The following is a 21,152-nucleotide window of genomic DNA, read 5'->3' as shown; positions in this document are numbered from 1 at the left end:
AGGTTTTTTAAATTCAAAGGAGACCGCCATTTACAGCAATCACCCTTCTAATTTATTTTATGTCTTACTGGAATGACTTAGCTATCTGCACCAATTCATTCTGATAAAGCATAATTTCTGATTTACCTGGATCATAATAGATATCGTACTGCGTTCGTTCATTTTCTGACCAATGAAAAGTACTTCTATTAAGTTCATTATCATCAAACAATTGGCCAGGGTGATAATAACCAATAATATCTCCACTTTCTATCTTCTCACCACTGGAATGTTGATGTTCTTCACCAACACTAGATTCAAAAAATAAAACTCTGAGAATTTGATTTTGCTCTCCCTCAAACCTTACACTATGCATTGTTCCATATGAGGAATCATCAACTGTTTTAGTTGTTACCTCTTCTACTTTAAATGGGAGCTTTGTAGGGAATTTAAATTTCTCATCCAAAAAAACTGGCCTATTTATATCAACTTCATATAACTCTAAATTACTATTTCCATTTTTATTTTCGAAGACCCCTAACTCTGTACCCCCATAATAAGCAAATATTGATATACATGCAGCTACAAAAATAGTTGAGAATAGAGGAGCAAATATAAATCTATTTTTGGTTGCTCTTTTTGCCTTAGCCCCGTTTTTTATCTGGTGAAACATTTCCATTTTCCTTTCATTGCTCAGACTAATCTTATTCAAAGGAGATTCCCTGACTAGTTGTTTGATATTTCTCTCCATCCTTAGTATTCCCCCCTTGCAAATTTTTCTTTACCAGTTCTTTTGCTCTGGACAGCCGTGATTTCATTGTATTTTCGTTAACACCTAATACAGCGGCTATTTCTTTAATTTTCAATTCTTGAAAATAATAGAGGTAAATAACTTCACGATACTTTAATGGTAAATTCAGAATCTCTTTTGTCAGGCAATGTTTTCCGTAATCCTCCAAAACCAAATCCTCAGGTGTTTTGGTATTTCCTTTAGCAAGGGAAGATATCTTATCACTAAGGTATACATACCTTGAATAAGCACTCCTTAGATAGTCTTTAGATTGATTGATGGCAATACTCATGATCCACGTTTTAACAGAAGAGTTACCTTTAAAATTGTCAATATTCTTATAGCACTTTATAAAAACGTCTTGTACTAAATCTTCGGCAATTTCTTTTTTCTTTACATATGTAAAAATTAAGCGGTAAACATCATCATTATACTCGTTGAAGATGTATGCGAATAAGTCATCATTTGAAGAAAAACTGCGATAATTCATAACAACAACCTCCTTTCTTTTTCTTATTAATCATTAGACGATTCTACATTCCTAATCGTTGAAGAATTTAATAAAAATATTCAAATACCCGCTAATACAAAAGGCGATCACCTTATATGGCAATCGACTCCCGTTTTTGTACGATATATTCGGATCATATTTCATTAACCTGCCCTTTAATTGAACAAGGGCAATAGACGAATCAATTAGCTGATCTTCAGTTATTGCCCCCTATAATGGAAGATTGATTTCTTCAGAAGATACCTTATCTAATCACTGAATAGATACTAGTATCTGTTAGTTTACTTCCATCTGCGGATAAATCATCGTTTCTTAATGTCCCTTCAAATTCGAAATCAAGTTTCTCAGGGATTGAGCGACTTCTCTGATTTGTTGATTCACAACGAATTTCAATTCTTTTAAATTTAATGTGATTTAAACCAAAATCAGTTAACTCCTTTACAGCTTCCGTCATATATCCATAGCCACTAAACTTTGTATTAATCCAGTATCCGATTTCGCATTTTGGAATATCCCAGTCTATCCCCTGAAAACTAATGGTCCCTATAAAATCGTTGTTATCCCTACGAAAAATTAGAAAACGGAAACTTTCTCTTTTCAAAAAATTTATATGAGCATTTCTCAAATTAATCTCCGTTTCTTCAATAGTAGGAAGTTCTTGGGCAAAGGGTAACCAAGCCTTTAATTCCTCAAATGAATCTCTAATAGCTTGGTTTACAATATTCCCATCACCAGTTTGATGTGGTGCCCTGAGAACTAGTCTTTCTGTTTCTATTTGCAGCGGAACATCTATTAATATTGGATTCACTCTAAATCCCCTCCTGATTTTTGTTGATTTCTATTTAAACTTTTGCAATAAAAAAACTCTCACCCCCAAGAAATAATTCTTGAGGACGAGAGTTGTAATTTCGCGGTACCACCTCAGTTTGTTGATACGTCACCATACCAACCTCTTCAGGTACTTTCATACCCTATCTTGATATCGGAAGAATCCGTCTTACTATCCCTAATTTTCATTAGCTTGGCAAGAAGCTCCGAGGCTTTATTCATTAAGACGAAAATTACTCCTTTTCAGCAGGTTGGAGCTCTCTGTAAAAATTCAGTTCTTAACTACTCTTCTCATCAACGCTCAATAATATGAAATTTTCTAAAAATTATACCTTTTTTTGCTAAAATTGTCAAAAGCTTTTTCAATTAACGTTAGCAATAGGTAAGCGTTTGAAGCTATCTCCGACTTTTCCCCTGCTCCGCACCGAACGTGCTAGTTTCCCAGTATTCGGCGGTCCATCTACTGACTGATATGTACTAGATTATAAGTTCCTAGTTACTTTGACGATTAGGATAATACGATGTTTTCCAGTTCACATACCTTCGGGTATTGATTGATTTTGTTCAAAATGGTCTTTGAGATGTTGAGATTTTTAAGGATTGACTCTATCTTCTCCATGTCTGTTAGGTGGATTAACCGGTGAATATCCTGGTGAAGAATTCGCAGGTTATGAAACTTATCGTTTCCTCCTAGTGACTTTGGGAGATGGTGATGACAATGCACTTCAAACGCCTGTAAATCCCGGCCTGTGAATTCACATTTCCCCATTTTCATACTGTATCGGCTAATTCTATTATCCGCACCTTAACGCTCAATACCATAGCTTTTGACTACAGCACCTTAAGGTAGTTTGAAACCTCCACCTGTATGGCGATTCCGCCGGGCCCACCGTCATCATTTGTACAGCATAGTTGCTTTGAGTAGTCTCGCTACTCACGGACACTTTCGTGGCGCACAGTCGTCCGCATAGCAGACGAGGTATCCTTCCTTCAGATTAGACCGTTTCTTTGCGTATCGTTCACCAACTTTTGATTTGTATGATTTGTGCAGAGGAAAGAACTTCCATTGGTCAGCAATCCACTGATCTAAATCATTCAACACGATATTAGTGAGGAGGGGAGATCTACCGTCTTTTAAAGTACAATCTTCTGCCTCTTTTGAAGGATAAACGGTGCCTGAACCTCTTCACTGAAAAATAAAGTGACCTTTTTATTGGTCATTTTTTTTACTTATATTCTTTTCTAACAAATTTTTCGTTTCGTTTTGCAAAATCATTTGAATATTTAGCTTTCTCTGCTTCTAAAAATTACCTTATCAATGGAGATTCTGTTCGATTCAACCCTCCCATGTGAGAAGGAACCTTTAAGCTATTAGCAAATAGGGAATTCCTTATCCATGAAAATCGAAAGTCTTTTGACACTTTATTTTGGCTAAAGCTAACTAACATTCCATCCGAATCAACTGATTCAAAAGAGGCCACTTCTCTTTCAAAGTCTTTTATCTTCGGTTTGCGAATGTTCTTTTTGTATAATCCCTCGATATAATCTTTTTTTGTCTTTTGATTAAAAAATACGTTATTATATGCATTTAAATAAAAAAAGTCATTTAATTGATCAACATCTTTCGCTCTACGTAAGGTTAATACACCATTTTTCACCTCAGGAATATCGTAAGCTAGTTTGTCATATAGCATAATACATTTATGAGGTGAGATAGGAAGAAATAATTGTAGCCCCCTCGTTATAAAACCAAAACCTCTGGTATATCCCTTGCTAACATAAAAAGAATTATAACGAACGACAGAATTATCAGATGTAATAAATCTTCTCGCTCCTGTTTGTTCTACAATTAAGATAGGTTCTAAATCAATAACCATAGGTATACTTTCAAGTGCAGCTTTTATCTGGTGATTAGCCGGTTCATTCCAACCAATTGTGAATTGGTCTAAGTCGACATCTTTAAATTCGGGATGTTCTTTCATCATTGTTTTAGTCATAAAGTCAACCATATTATTTGTTGAGTCTGCAGACCTTAAGTTTCTTGCTTCACTTACTAAAATGAATTTTATAAGTTCAATATACTCTTCAAAACTCGGGAATTCATTGGTGTCAATAATACCTTTTATCAGGCGTGTTGATTATCCATTTTCAGGCAGACTAATCCCGTAGAAAAGCCGGGTGTTTTTTAAAACTACACTCATTTCGGATAACCAATCAATTGGGAGATCATTTATTAAAAGAAGTCTTGTAAATGAGATAAATGATAGCTTCGTTTTTACTTCTCGTTTGGATGTATTCTGATACAACCATTTGAGTAAAACGTATGCGATAAGTGCTGAAAAGAGCTGATTATAAACAGCGTTCTCCGTCGTTCAAAAGAGCACAGGAACATTAAGGTTTTGTTTAATCCAGCGAAAAAACGTTTCCATTTTCCAGCGTGCTTTATACATTTCCGCAATGTTCTATGCAGAAATATGCATTAAATCGGTAACGACTCGAATTTCTTTTCCTTTATCATCATGAAAAAACACCACTCGATGTCTTTTGGAAGTTCGGCATTGTTTCGTTCCAAGCTTACAAGTGATATCTCGATTCACGTTTGATCCTTCCTTTTCCATTCGTTGAAGGGACTTTGGGCTAACGATTTCAACGTTTGATTTAAGACGAATCACAAATGATTGACCTTCCTGAAGAAATTGATCAAAACGAGACAGTTTTCCATACGCACGGTCTTCAACGAGAATAAAACGATCATCGACTAGCTTTTCTCCAATTGGACCATCATGTTTCCTTCCGATCGTTTCAATCACTTTTAGAGGCATTTCTGTTTCTTCTGTAAATGCGACATGGAGCTTGATGCCAGAGCGTTCCCCATGAAAAAGAGCCCAAGGAAGGCGGGTTTTTCCAACCGTAATCGTAGTAGAATCAACAAGTAATAGGTTTTTAGGGATTTTTAATGATCTTCTTGTCGCACGATTGCATTTCGAAACGATAAGATGAAATAGTTCTTTCATCAATTGATAAGGGACATGACTTCCTTTTTTAGAAAAGGTAGAATAATTGACTTGAGGTAATCCGTGTTTTCTTCCAACATCGGCACTTTGACGGTAGCTTTTCCATTCATTAGCAGCAGCACAAACAAAATAACAAACGAGTGTCATTACATCGAATTTAGTACTTTTATCCTTATAACCAGTGAGTTTTGTGGCGATTTTTATCTCTTCTGGCAGAATTAACTTTTGAATCAAATTTGGGAAAGTGGTAGACTGTTTCATAGGGACGCTCCTTTTTAAATTGTTTGTGTCGTAACAACAATTTTACTAAAAGGGCGTCCTTTTTTGTAGTTTTTTACTGGATTTAATTGGTTAATCAACACTCTTGGTCCAGCATAAAAGATTGGATTTCCGATAGAGTCGTAGATAATATTCCTTTCATTATATGCCTCTAGCTTATCTTTCCAAGTTGAATGATATGAATACGTGATGGTCTCTGTCGGTGTTCCGATTGTACCTGTGGAGTAGGTATATTCTTTCTTAAAGAGAATATTGCCTCCAGTGTCATACTCATACGTAAAGGTTTTGTTGGTATGAGGGGTGTTTTCACGAATTAGTTCATTGAACTCATTGTACGTATACGTGATCGTCTTGCCCTTTTCTGTAATCGACTTAATATTCCCATTCGGATCATAGGTATAGTCAATCTGATTATCTTTATTTTTGATAGATTTCACCCTATTTGTCGTACCATTGTTGATTCCCTCTTCGTACATCAAGGTTGTTTTAAACTTCGTTGCGCCTGTATCTAGACTTCTTGTTTTTAGACGTCCCAGTGCATCATAAGCATAGGAATCATTTACCATAGAGCTTTCATCGTGTACGTTTAAAATTTGACTGTCTGTCCATGCTTTTCTAGAGAAAGAAACGCCCGGATGTAACCATTTAAGGCATCTCGACCGAAAATGCTGGATCCAATTTCGGTTTTTCCACTTGTGAAATCTTTAAAGACCTCTACTGTAGCTGTATATTTCTTTCATCAAGGAATATTAAGAGTGATAGTGCTTTTTATCAACGCAAAAAAGCAACCACCAATTGTCCATGCATATTGGTGGTTGCTAGGAAAATTATCGTGAAACACTTTTGTGAAACAAGAAAATTCGGGTAGTGACAGGCACCCATTAGCCTTTGTTTTTAGACGTCCCAGTGCATCATAAGTATAGAAATCATTTACCATAGAGCTTTCATCATGTACGTTTAAAATTTGACTGTCTGTCCATGCTTTTCTGGAGAAAGCAAACGAGCGAATGTAACCGTTTAAGGCATCCCTACCAAATAGGCTGGACCCAATAGCGGTTTTTCCACCTGTGAAGTCTTTAAACCCCTCTACTGTATCTGTATATTTCTTTCATCAAAGAATATTGAGAGTGTTAGTGATTTTTATCAACGTAAATAAGCAACCACCAATTGCCCCTGCATATTGGTGGTTGCTAGTAATATTATCGTGAAACAAGGAAATTCGGGTAGTGAAACCACCTAATTCAACAGTGTCACTTTTATTTAACATAAGTTTTGGCGAGTAAGTCTCCTATTCTCTTATTATCATCTCTATAGAATAACACTATCATTTCAACTATTACTATAGGTAAAGTAATGTTTCTTATGATTACTTGAAAGTTACTTAAATCAAAATTATCACCATAGATTTTCAATCCAAACATTCGTTTCCCTATACTGTTTTTTTGAAGCTATCCTTAAACACGGGGAGTGTGAATACAAAAAGATTTATAAGAAAGTTCATCTCGGTTGTTACTTTAAATTCGTCATTTGACAAAAAAGGGATACTAATTAAAACTAATAAGACAGCGATAATAGTGAACAGCAAATAATCAACTAAAAATGCAGCTATTCTTTTAAATACAATGTTACCTTTCATGAACTTTACTTCCTTTCGATTTCAATTTTTCAGCATATTAATATTAAATCTCTCATAACATCTATAGCTTTTTTATACGTTAGAGGTGACAAATAGTTTGGCTGGGAATGGTCCTCTTAGAGTTATAAAAAATAACAATATATTCAAATTAATTTTTCATTGGTTTTGCTTTTGTTTCGTACGTTTATTAGAAAGCATTCAACCAAATTTTTTCAGAGTTAGCCATTTCTAGATTTTTTGAGCATCTCTTGTGTCAACAGTAACTACGAAAGTTTGTACATCCATACTAAATTCTGAGCAAAAGAGATACCAATATTATCTTTAAATAAATTTATATCATTTTTTACAAAATAAGAGAAATTACTACTACTACTATAAATTTTAAAACTTCTTGAATCAGCTTTTTTCATTCTAGTCTAATTTTAGTTTTACTACTTTCCAAAATCAATATTCTTCTTTTGTAAAGTATATAGAACCATCCGCCATTGCAATTTCAAAGAAAAAAGGTCTATTATCTGGAGGGAAAAGTATTAAAGGACATGCTCAAAAGACAAAATGAAGCACGAGATACGTCCCCATGCTTCCCAATAAAAAGGGATGGGATATAACTAGCTTCAAATAATGAAAACGTACCCAATGCATCTAGCATTATATATATATTGTTTGTTGAAAAAATTGAAAAAATCCCCATAAGAAACCTCAATTATCCTTTTGAATTAAAGGAATTTTCTCAATACACAAAAACTTATATTTGAGTTATTCTTAATTTAGAAAGTTTGAGGGATTAAATTTCAAACTTTAAATACATAATCTCATGGGAGGTGAGAACATGGTACTAGTATCTACTGAAAAACAAGGCGATACAAAAAAATGCTAATCTTATTTTAGGGAGATAGTAAATTATTATCTCCCTTTTTTATATTATTGGAGGGACAATAATGGATACATATTTTATTTTAAGATTTGATATTAGCGTTTATTATAACTTTCCACATATCACATGTGTTATGGGTAATACAAACTTAAACAAAACCTTTGCTGTGGATGAAGAAAATATTATTTGCTTTATTGAATATTTGTCCCAGTGTCGTTCTAAGGAGGATATATTAGAGTGGGCAAGTAAAAATACTATAGGTACTGACATAATTGAAATTGTAGATATACTGGTCAGTAATGAAATTGTAATCTCAGGAATAGAACCTTTAATAGATATAGATGAGAGTAATAGATTTTACAGTTATATTATGACAAAATCGCAATCTATCCAGCAGTTTAATAATGCAATAGTTAATATCCGCAAATCAAAAATAGGTATTGTTGGAGTAGGTGGAATTGGAAGTAGAGTAGCACATGAGCTAGCTGCTTTAGGAATCAATTCTTTTAGCCTCGTAGATGCCGATATAATAGAAAGCCATAATCTGCAACATCAAATAAGTTACAGAAAACACTCAATTGGTTTATCGAAGGCGGAGGAACTTAGTAAGCTATTAACAGAGGAATATGATGCTAAAGTATACTCTGTTAAAGAGTTAATTAAGGGGCAAATGTCGAAAACTACAAAAAAAAGTTTAGTAAACTGTGACCTAGTTATTGTCTGCGCAGATGAGCCTTCAGTTGATGTTGTAGCAGACACCATGACCCCTTTTTTTGAAGAAAATTCAATACCTCATATAGTGGGAGGAGGATACCATTCCCATTATACCAACACAGGTATAACCATTGTTCCTGGAAAGACAATGGGCTGGAGGGACATGAATTCTCTAAAAAAAAATGGAACTACCAACCTTATCGGCAATCAACGAATAGAAGGAATAACGGGAAGTTATAATCCTTTAGCTACTATACTTTCTGGTTTAATAGTAAATGAGGCAATATCTGTAATTACAGAACTTTGGTCACCAAACTTTAGTGGTAAAATGGGCGACTTTAATATAGAAGATGTTTCGTTTACATGGAGATACGGATTTTCAAAATCACTAAGATAAGGAAGTGTGCTGAATGTCAGTAATAGATTTCGATCATATGGTTAATAACTCAAATATATGGAAGAGTATACCTTTTAATGATTCTACAGATCGTAAGAGACTATATAACTTTATAGATCTAATTGATCAGGAGGGTTCTATTTATGAAGCTGATAATAAAGCTGAACGACATAAAAATGTATCAGAAAAATTAATTCCATTCAAAGATATTCTGAATATAGAAGATTTAGCTAATGACTATATTCAATACAGCTATGAGCGTAAAAAAATCTGGCTGAAATTTTCTTTAGCCCTACACCACAAACAACTAACAACAATAATAGATGAGGAAAGTCTAAAAGAAATGGAGATTGTTTGTAATAAAAAACATCCCACAATATTATGTCCTTTCCATCTAGGTCCATATTCTTTGGTTACCATTCTACCCACTATATTTAACAGAGAGATTTCTGTGCTGGTGAATGACGAAGAGAGAGGCCTACTAAGTGATTGGGCAAAAAATTTTATTGAACATGAAGAATTTAAAAGAATGAACTTATTGAAGGTACCATCAATGTCATCACCGTTAAGGTTCCTTAAAAATGTTATGAAGAATCATATTGGAATTATTTTTCCTGAATTCTCTTATGGAATTGGAAAAGAGTTCGAGAGAGTAAACTTCTTTGGTAAAACTATGAACGTACCTACTGGGGTTTACACGCTTTCTAAAAAAGCTAACGCTAAAGTTATTCCTATGACTTGTTATTGGGAAAATAATAAAATACACTTTGCATTCGGAAGAGAATATGATCCAAGTCTACTCAATGCTTCTGCATTCCTTAATGAAATATTCTCATTCGGCGAAACTTATATAAAGGCATATAAGGAGCAATGGTTTTGGGAATTAGTTGATATGAATGGAGAAATTGAATGAGTTTATTAAAAAATAAAAATTTTATGCTGTTACTTGCAGGAAGGATTGTTACCAATATCGGTGACAGCCTTTACCTTATTGCGGCTATGTGGCTGGTCCTAGATCTTGGTGGATCAGCTTTTTATACTGGTCTTGCGGGTTTTTTAACCACCTTACCTAGCACTTTGCAATTCTTAGCAGGTCCATTAGTTGATAAATATGACAAGAAGAAAATAATGGTTATTTCTCAAATATGCCAACTGGTTCTTATTCTATCGATTCCCATACTCTACTATGTAGGATGGCTAAATATAACCTTGGTATTAATAATAATGCCTATTCTCTCACTAATGGAACAACTTACTTACCCTGCCCAGACTTCACTAATACCTATTATTGTAAAAAACGAGCAACTTGCTTCAGCAAATTCTCTAATGACCTTTGCTTTTAGATCAGTAGATATGATATCAAGAGGATTAGCCGGGGCTATGATCGTTATGTTTGGAGCAATAAATATATATATATTAGATTCTTTCACTTTTGTAATCACTATTGTTTTGTTCAGTATGATGAAACTACAAAAAAGTAGTGATTCTCGAAAAGAAAAGGTATCTATAAAACAAGTAGCTATCAACTATTCTAATGATTTAAAACAAGGGTTTAATTTCATTAAGGGAACCATAATTATGAACATGTTCCTAGGTGCAATTTTAGCTAATTTTATTTTTGGTATGGCTTTCGCAATACTTCCGATTTTTTCAAATGAACATGGAGGTGCAGACACTTACGGTTACCTATTAGCTGCTTTTTCTTTTGGTTTTTTAGCCGGTGCTGTGATGGCACCAAAATTTAGGAACTTTCGCCTAGGCATGATTACTATAATATTATACTTAATAGCCACTTTATTTTGGGTTGGATCTGTTATGTTAATTTCTTATAGCACACTACTAGGCGTTCTTTTCTTTTCTTTGGCAACTATACCACTTGGAATTTCGGAAATTCTCTTATCAACTGTTGGACAAATGTTAATTCCACCAAGATTAATGGGAAGGGTATTTTCAATAATTACATCTGTTAGTGCTTTGTCATATCCACTTGGTTCATTGAGTGGTGGCTTATTGGGCATCTATTTTAGTCCAACTCTTATTTTTGCTTTAGGAGGATTGGGCCTTTTCGCTATAAGCACAATATGGTTAATCTTCTCTAGACTTAGAAATTTACCAAAACCCTCAGATATTCAATTAACTAAGAATGAAATCACTAAAAGTATAAGTTAACAGATATATGAAATATTACATTCAGAAAGGGGTACGTTATGCTTTGGAATTTAGACTCAATCTACAATTCATTAGAAGAATGGAAATCTGATTTTTTTGGTTTAAAAACTATGATTGATTTCAATACAGAAGATACAAAAGAAATTTTATGTGATAAAAATATTAAAGAACTTCTAACCATTAGAGAGAAAGAGATACGTACGGCAGAAAAGTTATATGTATATTCAAAATTGAAATTCGATTTAGACTTATGTGATGATACAAATCAAAGAAATTATCAACAAGCGTTAGAATTATTAGTTAAAGTGATAAACCGTAAAGAAAAAATGAGCCGAGAAATTGAAAAGATAAAAAATACACTTAACGATCAAGCAAAACATAATGAAATTATTGAAAAAAAACTAAAAGTAAAGACTTATAATGATAAAGGTAAACTTGACCATTTTATGCAACAGCTTGAATTTAATAAATTATCTTATAGAAAGATATTAAATAATACTAAAAATATGTTAGTAAATGAGGATGAATTTTACACTAGTTTATATAGTAATGATGCATTCGTAAGAAAAAGTAATTTTAAAAACTATCATAGATATTTTTTTGGGGTGATTGATGAGGTATCGGAATTATTGATCTCTCAAATTAAAATCTATAAAGAACTTGCATCCATACAGGGATTTGACTCTGCACTTACAGGAGTTTTGAACAATGATATGCTAAATAAAGAATTTTTCATTCGTTTCTTAAAAAATATCAATCAAAACATCTCCTATTTTCATAAGTATATTGACAATAGAAAAAAATGCTTAGAAATAGAAGAATTACATTCTTATGATTTATATTATTCTCCTGAAAGGATGCTTAATGACAATATTGAAACAATTGACCAGGCTTTGTCACTTGTCAAAGAAGCATTAGCACCGTTAGGAACGGAGTACCAGAACATAATTGAGGAAATTACTGATAGAGGTCTTATTCATTCCGAGATGTCTCCAAACAGACGAAGAGGCTCATATAGTATCGGTTCGTATGATACGAAGCAATTTATTTTGTTAGAATGGCAAAATGATATAGACGGTATTCATACACTTGCACATGAAATAGGACATAGTGTCCACAGTACTCTTTCTAATGAATATCAGGGCTATTCGGATGCAGGTTATTCAAATTTTATTGGGGAAGTATTTGCGCTACTGAACGAGGTACTAGTCGTAAACTATTTAATAAACAATACTGAGAATCCTAGAAAAAAAAGAGAATATATTTCATATTATATTAGGAAATGTATCGATAAGGTCTTTAATCCTGCATTGTTCTCTGAGTTTGAATATTGGTTACATGAACAGATTGATAATTCTAAAGAACTCTCTTCGAAAGACTTATCTGATAAATATTATAAAGTTTATCAATTGTTCTATGGTCCCCATTTTACTTATGATGATGAAAATGCAATAGAATGGGTAAGGATACCTCATTTATTCGATGCATTCTATTTATACAAGTATGCAGCTGGCTATACAATTGCAATTAGCTTATATTCTAAAATTCTCCAAAGCGATTCAGATTTTGTGAAAAAGTTAATAAACATTTTAAAGGCAGGTAAAACTATAAGTGTAGCTGATTTTTTTGAAATTACTGGGATTGAAATTAATGAAATGAATTTTATGGATGACTTCTTTCAGGAGTTTGATAAGCAATTATATTGTATGGAAAACACAATTCTCCCTAAAATTTTGTAAGAAAACAAAAAGTCTGACTTAATAGTTACGTTGAGTCAGATTTTTGCTTTTTGATATCCAGTAATTATAACTATGCCTTTGGAGATTCTTGATACAACCCTCTTCACATAATTAATATAAATTTATATCAAAGGTGTACAGGATTTGGATATTCACCTGCTTCTATAAAAGCAGGTGAAGGGTCTGGATATTCATCTGTTGCCATAAATGCCGGTGAAGAGTCTGGATATTCATCTGTTGCCATAAATGCCAGTGAAGGGTCTGGATATTCATCTGTTGCCATAAATGCCGGTGAAGAGTCTGGATATTCATCTGTTGCCATAAATGCCGGTGAAGGGTCTGGATATTCATCTGTTGCCATAAATGCCGGTGAAGGGTCTGGATATTCATCTGTTTCCATAAATGCCAGTGAAGGGTCTGGATATTCATCTGTTGCTATAATTGCTGGTGAAGGGTCTAGATAATCATCTGCTAAGGTTATAGCCAGCATTAAAGAAATACAAACTGATAAAACAACTAATACAACTCTTTTCAATATAAAAGTTCCTTTCTTATGTACAATGTATTATTACATTATATTCTTATACTAATATTCAATGATTAACTCTGTTACTTTTTAAATTTATTAATAGAATTTTCACATAATTTAATATATTTAAATTACTTCTCTATTTTTTTTGATTATTGGTATCCACTTATTATAACTATTACTATGTTTATGAGTTATAGTTAACACCAAAGAAATACAAACAGATAAAAACAATATCAGTCTTTTCAATATAAAAGTTCCTTTCTTATATGCATAGTATTGTCTGTACTTAAGTATTTTTCAAAGTATTTACAAGCTGACTTGTAGTGGTTTATTTTTTGATATAATTCAGCTAATAAAAGCATACATTCCTTAGATAATATAGGATCTGTTTCTAAATAGTAAGGAAGTATTGTATTTTCTACTAGTTCGATTAGTTGGATCTCGCTTCCTTCCATAGAATATAGCTTCATTATTTGAAATTTATACAGCAGTTGAGATTGAATGTTCTCTGTTATCTTGATGCCTTTATCCATGTAGTAGAAGGCTTTATCTATATCTCCATATCGTTTATAGGTATACGCTAATAAGTATATTGTATTTGCTCGTTCAGCAGGTTTATCTTTTAAGTCTAGTGATTTTCCGAAGAAATCTAAGGACTTCACTAACTCATTTTTATATGAATAAACAATTCCAAGGTTATGATAAACTCTACTTAAGTTTTTTTGATTATCAGAGTAATTTAAATTATCGATTAATTTAAGGAAGTATTCTTCAGCTTTATTAAAATTTCCAACTTTACTGTAGTTAATGCCTATTATTAAATTGCATTCAACAATTTTCTTGAAATTTAACTCTTGATTAAAGGTAACTAAAGCTATTTTTATATATTTATTAGATTGTTCAAATTTTTTCAGTCTTGAATTTACCATACCGAGTTGAAAATATAGATTAGCATCTTCGCCTTTCATTTCAACTAAGACTTGTTGAGCTTCCTCATAATTAGATTTACTATTCTCTATAGAGCCAAATAGATATTGAAAAAAACCATTTGATTTATGATACCAATATTCATATTCCAAAGTCATATACTTTTTCATATTATTAGCTTTATGTAAATAATTTTGTGCTTCTATTTGATTATTTTTATATATTGCGTAATTTGCTAGAACTATAAAATATCCAATACTTATTTCTGGATCAATTAAGTTTTGGTTTTTTTTAATAAGTTTATCTATCAATATTTCTATCTTTATCTCATTTCTTCTAGAAATTTCTTCATAGGCTTCTTTAATTAAAGCCTTTAAACTTTTGCTATCACCTTCTTTTAGGTCATTAAGATTTAGGTCTAATCGGTTGCATAATAGCTGTAAGATATCATTTTTGGGAGCTATTACATTATTTTCTACTTTACTTAAATATGTAATTGAGCAAATTCCCGAACACACAACCTCTTGAGTTAGACCTAATTCTTTTCTTCTATGCTGTAAGATTACACCAATCCTCACGTTATTGCACCCCCAGAAATATTGAAAAAAAATCAAAAAAAAAGGGTTATAATCCCTGATATTAAAATAATATTTTTCAACAATATTTTACCTACAATTACAATTTATAGCAAGTGTGAATATTGAATATCCTTTATTTATATAGGCTATCATGGAATCTGTTAAAAAGATTGAAAAAAAAAAAAAACACCCCCCCTAATAATACTATTCAAAAAAAATAAATTTCTCAATACTATTACAATGACTTATAAACTAGAGTTAAAGTAGGTGTTTTAGAGTACCACACTTTAAGTTGTTCAGAAGGTGAAGAAAAAAATCATAATACCCTCTATTATTCAGAGAGGAATGGAAACTTAAGTGCATGAAAGGAGATATTGCTAATGTCAAACTGGACAGTGAATAATAATTTTATTGAAATTAATAAAGGAGATCATAACCATTTTGTCTACTCGGAAAAAGTAGATAATTACTTATCTTTTAAGTACTACGATTACTTGGCATGGGCCATCTATAAGTCTAGAGCAAAGAACATATTGCTTTTAGGGATGGGCGGAGGAACAGTATTACAGCTATTAAAGAAATGGAGCTTTACACCACCCTGTACTGCTGTTGAAATAGATGCAGATCTTATTGAATTTTCAGTTGATAATCAGTGGTTAGACTATCCAAACTTAAATATAGTACATGCAGATGCTACTAAGTACATCCCCACAGAAGAATATGATGCAATTGTTATAGATTTATATAACGATAAAGGTTTAGTAGAGGAAATGTATAAAATAAATAAATTATCGTACTTATTTAACAAACTATCTGAAAATGGTTCTATTTATTTACATTGTTTTGAACCTGCCCTCAGATTTGAGGCTTTTAATATATTCTTTTCAGAAAAGATACCTTCAATATCATTTACTTTGGCGCAGGATATCACAAGAATGGGTGGATTTTCGAATATCATTCGTTATTGGACAAGTTCATTACTCATTGCCTCGAAACAACCAACTAGCATCGATAACAACTATAGTTGGGAGATTAACAGTGAAGAAATAAAATGGCTAGATGAATTTTTACTTTCTAAAGAAAAAAATATTTTATCTTTAGATGAACAATATACTATCTTTACAGAAGGATATTCATTTTCAGAATTATACAAAGTAGATAATTTTTATTTGGGACAATTTATTCATTCATGTACCGATGAAATAAAAGACCAAATAAGTTCAATCTTAAAACTCGATACCTTGGCTGAAAAACAAGTAGATGCATACCTTGCAAATGGTAGTGAAATATCACAATATAGGATTAATGCTGCTTTTCTTTTATCGGATTTATTCCAAAAAAAGAGCCAAAGTGAATTAAAAGTTATTTTAATACATTTATTGGATTTATACAAATACGATAAAGATTCATCTATTAAACAATTGATAAGTTATGTCTATGCAATGCTGGGTAACTTTAAAAGCGCTATAGATTATTTACAAAATTAGAACAGTTTTCTCATAAGGAGATTGTGTATTGAAAGCATCTAAGGAATTAATTAAGGACTTAGAAGATCTTTATCATAAGTATGAGGTGGACTTTGAGGGAAAATCTAAAGAAGGTTTATTATCGAACAATACAGTAAAGACTTATCTCTTGCACTCTGGTAATTTTTCGATGGTGTAGGGATGAGTTTGTACCAGGTGAAAAGAACAAAAAAAGCAATTGATCCAAAAAGGGACAGTTCAAACAAATGGAACGTCCCTTATATTATTTAATAGGTTTAATTATTAAATTATTTTCATGTAATTAATTTACCACTCTCTTAAAGTATGTATTATTTAATAATTACACTTACATTATAGTGGATTTTTTTGTGAAAAACACTATTTTAATAGAAAAATGTCATATTTTTAGTAAATTTCCTTTTAATAAATCATTTTTTGGTAAAAAAAACACAAGAGAAATTTCTCTCGGTTTTTTTCAAACATATTTAAATTAAGATGTACTCATAGATTTTCTAATTATATCAGTCAAAAAAATATATAATGGGAAAATTATTACTGCACCAATTAACAATAAACCTAAACCTGCGGATGGAATATCACTTTCAGTTGGGTCAGGAAGGATTCTAGTGGTAATATAACTAAAAAATACAAAGTATGGAATCCAAAGTATGTAGCGCAAAAAGTTCAATAAACTTTCTTTGATCCATTTTTTTGATAAATAAAGTACGAAAAGCGTTCCCAATATCAATATAATAATTGTTGTCACATTATTCAAAACAAGTACCTTTTCATTTTTCAATTCTGTTATTCTACTTATACGCTGTGCATTTACCATTAATTCCACTGGAATAAGTAACAATAAAGAATATACAATACTAATTATATTTATCTTAATAAAATAGTTCATACTAAAACCCCCTTCTATTTTTTAACAACCACACTTGATGTTTACATAATAATTATATTATTTTAGTTGCACGATGTAAAAAGGTATCTTCTCTATTCTTTTCAAGACCTCATTTCTTTCTAACGTGGGCTGTAATACGGCCAAATTATTATTATGCGCAAAGATAAAAAGTCTGTAACTTTCTCTCATTTCCCGCTAATCACCAGTTGTCAAAAACGTAAGCGTCAAACTATCCCCACATGGTTTGACGCTTACTATACAAGAGTGCCTATGTCAGAAATAACTTTTTTAAAACCATTTACTTTCCAGTATAACTATATGGTGGCACATTGAGAATCCCTTGTTATTTATTCCAAATCATAAGTAAGTCTTTATTAACTTCTATCTACATTGGTTTATCCTCTACTAATATAGTATTTTATTCAATAAAACCTCTGCCCTATGCTGAACCCCTTTAGAACTATGTTTAGCTTTTACCAGTGTAATACCTTGGTCTTCCAGGCTTTTCAATGACTTACTTGTCCAAGTTCCACAATCATTCACAAGATTTACTAGCAACCGATCATAAATAGCTTTCCATTCACACGTTATAGATGATGATATAATCAACATTGACAAAGAACGATTTTGCCGTTCAATTTCTATAATATTGTATTGTTTTCCATTCCCTAAATATATTTGGGCAATAACATATCGTCGCTTAGTGATATTATCACTCAACTTAGTAAATCTCCGTTCACCGTGACTATCTGGCAACACATCCATAATTACTTGTATTGCTCCTATTATGGGATATCGCTCAAGTACTTTTAGAACATTAATAAAATCTTGAAGCTCTCCTTGTGCTTGAATTTCATGTAGCATTTGATGCTCTAATCCTCGCACGAGTTGTTGTCCACCACTATCTGCGGTTGATCGAATAGAACCCGTATTAATGTAGTATTTCTTTGTGTTTTCATCTTCCTTCGTTCGCTGCTTGGAAACGCTACCTTTAATACGTTCAATTTTGGGAACTAATGTGTATTCATGTTTTAACTGATTCATTTGTACGAGATCAAAGTCTTCAGTAGAACCATCTAATTGTTCATCTAATGTAAAGCCCTCTTCATCACCCTGTTTATTTAGAGAACGATAAGTGTACTTCTTCGCTTCATTGGATTTCTCTTGATCTTGTATTTCTGGATGTGAAATAGAAATATACTTGTACGGAATATCTTTATTTTTCACATTAACAATTTGTAATATTGTAAACGTATTATTCTTCTCCTTTACACGAGCTGTTATAGTTATCGGCTGTGTAAAGGTCCATTCGAATCTCAAAGCCTTTTCCTGCAACCAGGTAAAGGCTATATTTTCATAAACTTGTCGTAAATCACGGTTCGTCAGCAACCACACCAATTGATATACGAACGCTGTCTTTGTATATTTCAATTCATATTGTGATGAAAAGCTAAGATGAATTTTATTAGGTTCGTATGTTTCTGTGAAGAACTGAGGAAATGAATTCGATTCGAACAAGCGATATAAAAGAAAACCATTCGGAGCTAATATGCTACGTAATACTTCAATGACTGGTAAAATAACATTCTTCCCATTGAAAGAGAACACGAAACTACGGGAAGTTGCAGAATCACTGCTTCCCTGAATAGACCAAGGTCGTTCATGATATTTAACTTTATTAGGATAAATAGTCATATTTATCTCTTGTACACCTTCAGGGGCTTTACTTACCGTTATGATGCCATCAGTATAAAAATGTTGAATTGCTAGGCATGGTAATGTACCCCAATCCATTAATATACATTCTGTACGGCCTTGTGAGCGAAAATAAGCTTTAATCATCATTTTATGTTCATATCGGAATGGTTCACCAATCCATAGTAGTTGTGCTTTTTCACCTGTAGCAAAAGGCCAAGCAATTTTAACCTGTTGTTTGCTCATAACTTTTCACTTCCTGTTTTGTTCGTAAATATTCTTCCAAATACGGTTTTATTTCATGAAAATGATGTGACTTCACAGCGCCAATACGCTGTATTTTCCATAATACAACTAGTTCTTGCCTCTGTAATATTCGATCAATAATCTTACAACAACGTCTGATTTGGAATTGTTGAGTAGATTCCGTAGTTTCAGATAGGAGCTTTTTAGTCTGGGGGAGCTTATCAAGATGTTTCTCCAAGTTTGATAATATTCCAAGCCGTTTCCCAATAATTGAGATTGTAATTCGGACAGGTTTTTCTAGTTCGATTAACTCCTTGTAAAGCTTCTCCACTTTAAAGCAGTATTCTCGATCACGTGAGGCCCAATCGACAATTGCTTGGTTATTCTTCTTCTCCTGAATTATAGGCAGCTGTTTGAACAGCCATTCTTTATCATGACGATACAAGTACATATATTCTTTTGGGAAACACTTATGAATTTGTGTTCTTGAATAACTTGGGTATTGCCTCATTCCGTTTAACAATTGTTTTCGATAAATTAGCAACATCGAAGGAATAGTGTTCTCTGATAATCTTTCAATTTTTATCTCTGAAGAAAGATATTTTTTAACCGTTTTCGAATCTACACCAAGCACTTTAGCTAATGTTCTTGTACTGTACCTCCCTTCTGCTTCCAATTCATGTAATTTTGCCTTCCAGACGTCTCCAAACGCTTTTATACGTCCAATACGATATTTAAATCTATCAGGGCCTTTTTTAGAGTAAATAAAGCCACAAGAGCATTCAAACGTACCAATGGATGCTTTTGATTTAAAATCTCTCGTAACATTTACTTCAGGAATCACAAATTCTTTATAATGATTAGCTGCTTTATTTAAACAAGGCCATGGGCCACTACCGAAAGAACCTGTATCAGCTTCAACTTGTAAAAAGGAATCTACATCTTGTTCTAAGAAATAAAGCATAAGCAAATGACGGAAAGGATGTGCATGGCGTTTTAGATTGCGTGTAATGACCTTCAGCCAATTGTACTCATCATCAACATCGATTGCTGATTCATACTTAACTAAAAATCCTTTTGGGAACTTTGATTGAAATACTTTGTATAGCTCATTTTGCCGAATTCGATTAGAAGTTGTTATTAAATTACGCTCACGTAAAAGAACACGATATTTACGATTAATAGATTCTCTTGAAAAGTGATGTATTGGGACTTGCAGCAGTTGATATGCCATCTTTGCCAAAGCAATTTGAATAACTACAAACTCTTTTGGTTCAACCTCTTGAATCATCGATAAGTTCATTAGTTTTTTATCAAATCGAATAAACTCGATTCTACTCTGCTTTGAAAAATCTATAGGATACTTCTTTAATTTCTGTTCATGATGTGCACAGAAATCAATCCCTTGTAGTTGATGCTCACGATGAATATAGGGTTCTCCACGTCGCTCAATATCACTAGCTGCACATTCCGGACAATAATAGAGTCCGTCCTTTTTACAAATACCTCCTGCGACCATTCCAAGTCTTGTATATAGTCCTTTTCCATCTCCTTGAACATCTTGTAAAAGTTCTTGCTGACGTTGTTTGGAAAGAAACGGAGCATAGTAAAGGTAAATCGTGTGATTAGCGACTAGGCTTTCAACAGAATAGTTAGAGCCTAATTGCTCAACTAGTACAGAAAAATGACTGCCAATCTCTACACTTGGTATAACAGAACGAGTTTGAAATACTTCTTCCAACGTATCCTTGCAATCAATATTCCCACTGTAAAAGTGATAACGTGCGACCGCCGAATAAATCAATTCATCTGGATATGGATCAGTAAAGAATGGCAGCATGTGATTCCCT

At 32.7% G+C, this 21,152-nt stretch carries 17 protein-coding genes, 1 pseudogene and 1 other annotated feature; of the genes and pseudogenes, 5 read left to right on the top strand and 13 right to left on the bottom strand.

Going from position 1 to position 21,152, the window contains the following annotated elements; translation table 11 throughout:
- Positions 1-64: 64 nt before the first annotated feature.
- The 8 genes and pseudogenes from U8D43_RS09395 to U8D43_RS09365 all read right to left on the bottom strand — a co-directional run bounded on the left by U8D43_RS09395 (position 65) and on the right by U8D43_RS09365 (position 7,037).
- Positions 65-730: a hypothetical protein gene (locus U8D43_RS09395; protein ID WP_335870927.1), complete on the bottom strand. Its 666-nt coding sequence runs from the start codon at positions 728-730 to the stop codon at positions 65-67.
- A complete protein-coding gene (locus U8D43_RS09390) occupies positions 684-1,259 on the bottom strand; it encodes a sigma-70 family RNA polymerase sigma factor (RefSeq protein WP_335870926.1) in 576 nt (191 codons plus the stop codon). The genes U8D43_RS09395 and U8D43_RS09390 overlap by 47 nt, the downstream gene beginning before the upstream one ends.
- Before the next feature lie 265 nt (positions 1,260-1,524).
- Positions 1,525-2,088, bottom strand: coding sequence for a GNAT family N-acetyltransferase (locus U8D43_RS09385; protein WP_335870925.1), 564 nt, complete (start codon positions 2,086-2,088; stop codon positions 1,525-1,527).
- 78 nt (positions 2,089-2,166) lie between these two features.
- Positions 2,167-2,415, bottom strand: a binding site (T-box leader).
- A gap of 1,000 nt (positions 2,416-3,415) precedes the next feature.
- Positions 3,416-4,234 carry a DUF4238 domain-containing protein gene (locus U8D43_RS09380; RefSeq protein ID WP_335870989.1) on the bottom strand — a complete coding sequence of 273 codons (819 nt, stop codon included), beginning with the start codon at positions 4,232-4,234 and terminating at the stop codon, positions 3,416-3,418.
- 12 nt (positions 4,235-4,246) lie between these two features.
- A pseudogene (locus tag U8D43_RS09375) lies at positions 4,247-5,383 on the bottom strand (IS4 family transposase).
- Between the two features lie 14 nt (positions 5,384-5,397).
- Entirely contained in the window at positions 5,398-5,994 is a 597-nt protein-coding gene (locus tag U8D43_RS09370) for a hypothetical protein (protein ID WP_503627276.1), read from the bottom strand.
- A gap of 663 nt (positions 5,995-6,657) precedes the next feature.
- Positions 6,658-6,822, bottom strand: coding sequence for an RDD family protein (locus U8D43_RS20940; RefSeq protein WP_442893583.1), 165 nt, complete (start codon positions 6,820-6,822; stop codon positions 6,658-6,660).
- 8 nt (positions 6,823-6,830) lie between these two features.
- Positions 6,831-7,037 (bottom strand): hypothetical protein, encoded by a 207-nt coding sequence (locus U8D43_RS09365; RefSeq protein ID WP_335870923.1) that lies wholly within the window; start codon positions 7,035-7,037, stop codon positions 6,831-6,833.
- A 938-nt stretch (positions 7,038-7,975) separates the two neighbouring features.
- Here U8D43_RS09365 and U8D43_RS09360 point away from each other — a divergent pair.
- From U8D43_RS09360 to U8D43_RS09345, 4 genes are read left to right on the top strand one after another with little or no spacing between them, the layout of a single operon-like run.
- Complete coding sequence (locus U8D43_RS09360; protein ID WP_335870922.1) at positions 7,976-9,022, top strand: ThiF family adenylyltransferase; 1,047 nt, start codon at positions 7,976-7,978, stop codon at positions 9,020-9,022.
- A gap of 13 nt (positions 9,023-9,035) precedes the next feature.
- Positions 9,036-9,935 carry an LpxL/LpxP family acyltransferase gene (locus U8D43_RS09355; RefSeq protein WP_335870921.1) on the top strand — a complete coding sequence of 300 codons (900 nt, stop codon included), beginning with the start codon at positions 9,036-9,038 and terminating at the stop codon, positions 9,933-9,935.
- Entirely contained in the window at positions 9,932-11,191 is a 1,260-nt protein-coding gene (locus U8D43_RS09350; protein WP_335870920.1) for an MFS transporter, read from the top strand. The genes U8D43_RS09355 and U8D43_RS09350 overlap by 4 nt, the downstream gene beginning before the upstream one ends.
- Before the next feature lie 38 nt (positions 11,192-11,229).
- Complete coding sequence (locus U8D43_RS09345) at positions 11,230-12,930, top strand: M3 family metallopeptidase (protein WP_335870919.1); 1,701 nt, start codon at positions 11,230-11,232, stop codon at positions 12,928-12,930.
- 127 nt (positions 12,931-13,057) lie between these two features.
- Here the strand turns inward: U8D43_RS09345 and U8D43_RS09340 are convergent, their stop codons facing one another.
- The gene (locus U8D43_RS09340; protein ID WP_335870918.1) at positions 13,058-13,465 is read right to left on the bottom strand and encodes a hypothetical protein; all 408 of its coding nucleotides are present in this window, start codon (positions 13,463-13,465) and stop codon (positions 13,058-13,060) included.
- Between the two features lie 239 nt (positions 13,466-13,704).
- On the bottom strand, positions 13,705-14,967 hold the full coding sequence (locus U8D43_RS09335) for a helix-turn-helix domain-containing protein (protein ID WP_335870917.1): 1,263 nt from the start codon (positions 14,965-14,967) through the stop codon (positions 13,705-13,707).
- A 380-nt stretch (positions 14,968-15,347) separates the two neighbouring features.
- Between U8D43_RS09335 and U8D43_RS09330 the strand changes: the two genes are divergently transcribed.
- Positions 15,348-16,454 carry a spermidine synthase gene (locus U8D43_RS09330; protein ID WP_335870916.1) on the top strand — a complete coding sequence of 369 codons (1,107 nt, stop codon included), beginning with the start codon at positions 15,348-15,350 and terminating at the stop codon, positions 16,452-16,454.
- A gap of 490 nt (positions 16,455-16,944) precedes the next feature.
- Here U8D43_RS09330 and U8D43_RS09325 read toward each other — a convergent pair whose 3' ends face one another.
- The 3 genes from U8D43_RS09325 to U8D43_RS09315 form a co-directional block, all read right to left on the bottom strand.
- Positions 16,945-17,361, bottom strand: coding sequence for a hypothetical protein (locus U8D43_RS09325; protein WP_335870915.1), 417 nt, complete (start codon positions 17,359-17,361; stop codon positions 16,945-16,947).
- 405 nt (positions 17,362-17,766) lie between these two features.
- Positions 17,767-19,302, bottom strand: a complete 1,536-nt coding sequence (locus U8D43_RS09320; protein WP_335870914.1) for a Tn7-like element transposition protein TnsE — start codon at positions 19,300-19,302, stop codon at positions 17,767-17,769.
- The gene (locus U8D43_RS09315; RefSeq protein ID WP_335870913.1) at positions 19,283-21,142 is read right to left on the bottom strand and encodes a TnsD family Tn7-like transposition protein; all 1,860 of its coding nucleotides are present in this window, start codon (positions 21,140-21,142) and stop codon (positions 19,283-19,285) included. Before U8D43_RS09315 ends, U8D43_RS09320 begins: the two co-directional genes overlap by 20 nt.
- Positions 21,143-21,152 lie beyond the last annotated feature (10 nt).

The sequence above is a fragment of the Bacillus sp. 2205SS5-2 genome, assembly GCF_037024155.1.
Classification (GTDB): Bacteria; Bacillota; Bacilli; order Bacillales; family Bacillaceae_K; genus Bacillus_CI.
This window is presented reverse-complemented; position numbering and strand designations above follow the sequence as displayed.

Bases quoted from the DNA above. Each gene is read 5' to 3' on its own strand.
- U8D43_RS09395 (WP_335870927.1), bottom strand. From the start codon at position 730: ATGGAGAGAAATATCAAACAACTAGTCAGGGAATCTCCTTTGAATAAG.
- U8D43_RS09390 (WP_335870926.1), bottom strand. From the start codon at position 1,259: ATGAATTATCGCAGTTTTTCTTCAAATGATGACTTATTCGCATACATC.
- U8D43_RS20940 (WP_442893583.1), bottom strand. From the start codon at position 6,822: ATGTTTGGATTGAAAATCTATGGTGATAATTTTGATTTAAGTAACTTT.
- U8D43_RS09365 (WP_335870923.1), bottom strand. From the start codon at position 7,037: ATGAAAGGTAACATTGTATTTAAAAGAATAGCTGCATTTTTAGTTGAT.
- U8D43_RS09360 (WP_335870922.1), top strand. From the start codon at position 7,976: ATGGATACATATTTTATTTTAAGATTTGATATTAGCGTTTATTATAAC.
- U8D43_RS09355 (WP_335870921.1), top strand. From the start codon at position 9,036: ATGTCAGTAATAGATTTCGATCATATGGTTAATAACTCAAATATATGG.
- U8D43_RS09350 (WP_335870920.1), top strand. From the start codon at position 9,932: ATGAGTTTATTAAAAAATAAAAATTTTATGCTGTTACTTGCAGGAAGG.
- U8D43_RS09345 (WP_335870919.1), top strand. From the start codon at position 11,230: ATGCTTTGGAATTTAGACTCAATCTACAATTCATTAGAAGAATGGAAA.
- U8D43_RS09330 (WP_335870916.1), top strand. From the start codon at position 15,348: ATGTCAAACTGGACAGTGAATAATAATTTTATTGAAATTAATAAAGGA.
- U8D43_RS09325 (WP_335870915.1), bottom strand. From the start codon at position 17,361: ATGAACTATTTTATTAAGATAAATATAATTAGTATTGTATATTCTTTA.
- U8D43_RS09320 (WP_335870914.1), bottom strand. From the start codon at position 19,302: ATGAGCAAACAACAGGTTAAAATTGCTTGGCCTTTTGCTACAGGTGAA.
- U8D43_RS09315 (WP_335870913.1), bottom strand. From the start codon at position 21,142: ATGCTGCCATTCTTTACTGATCCATATCCAGATGAATTGATTTATTCG.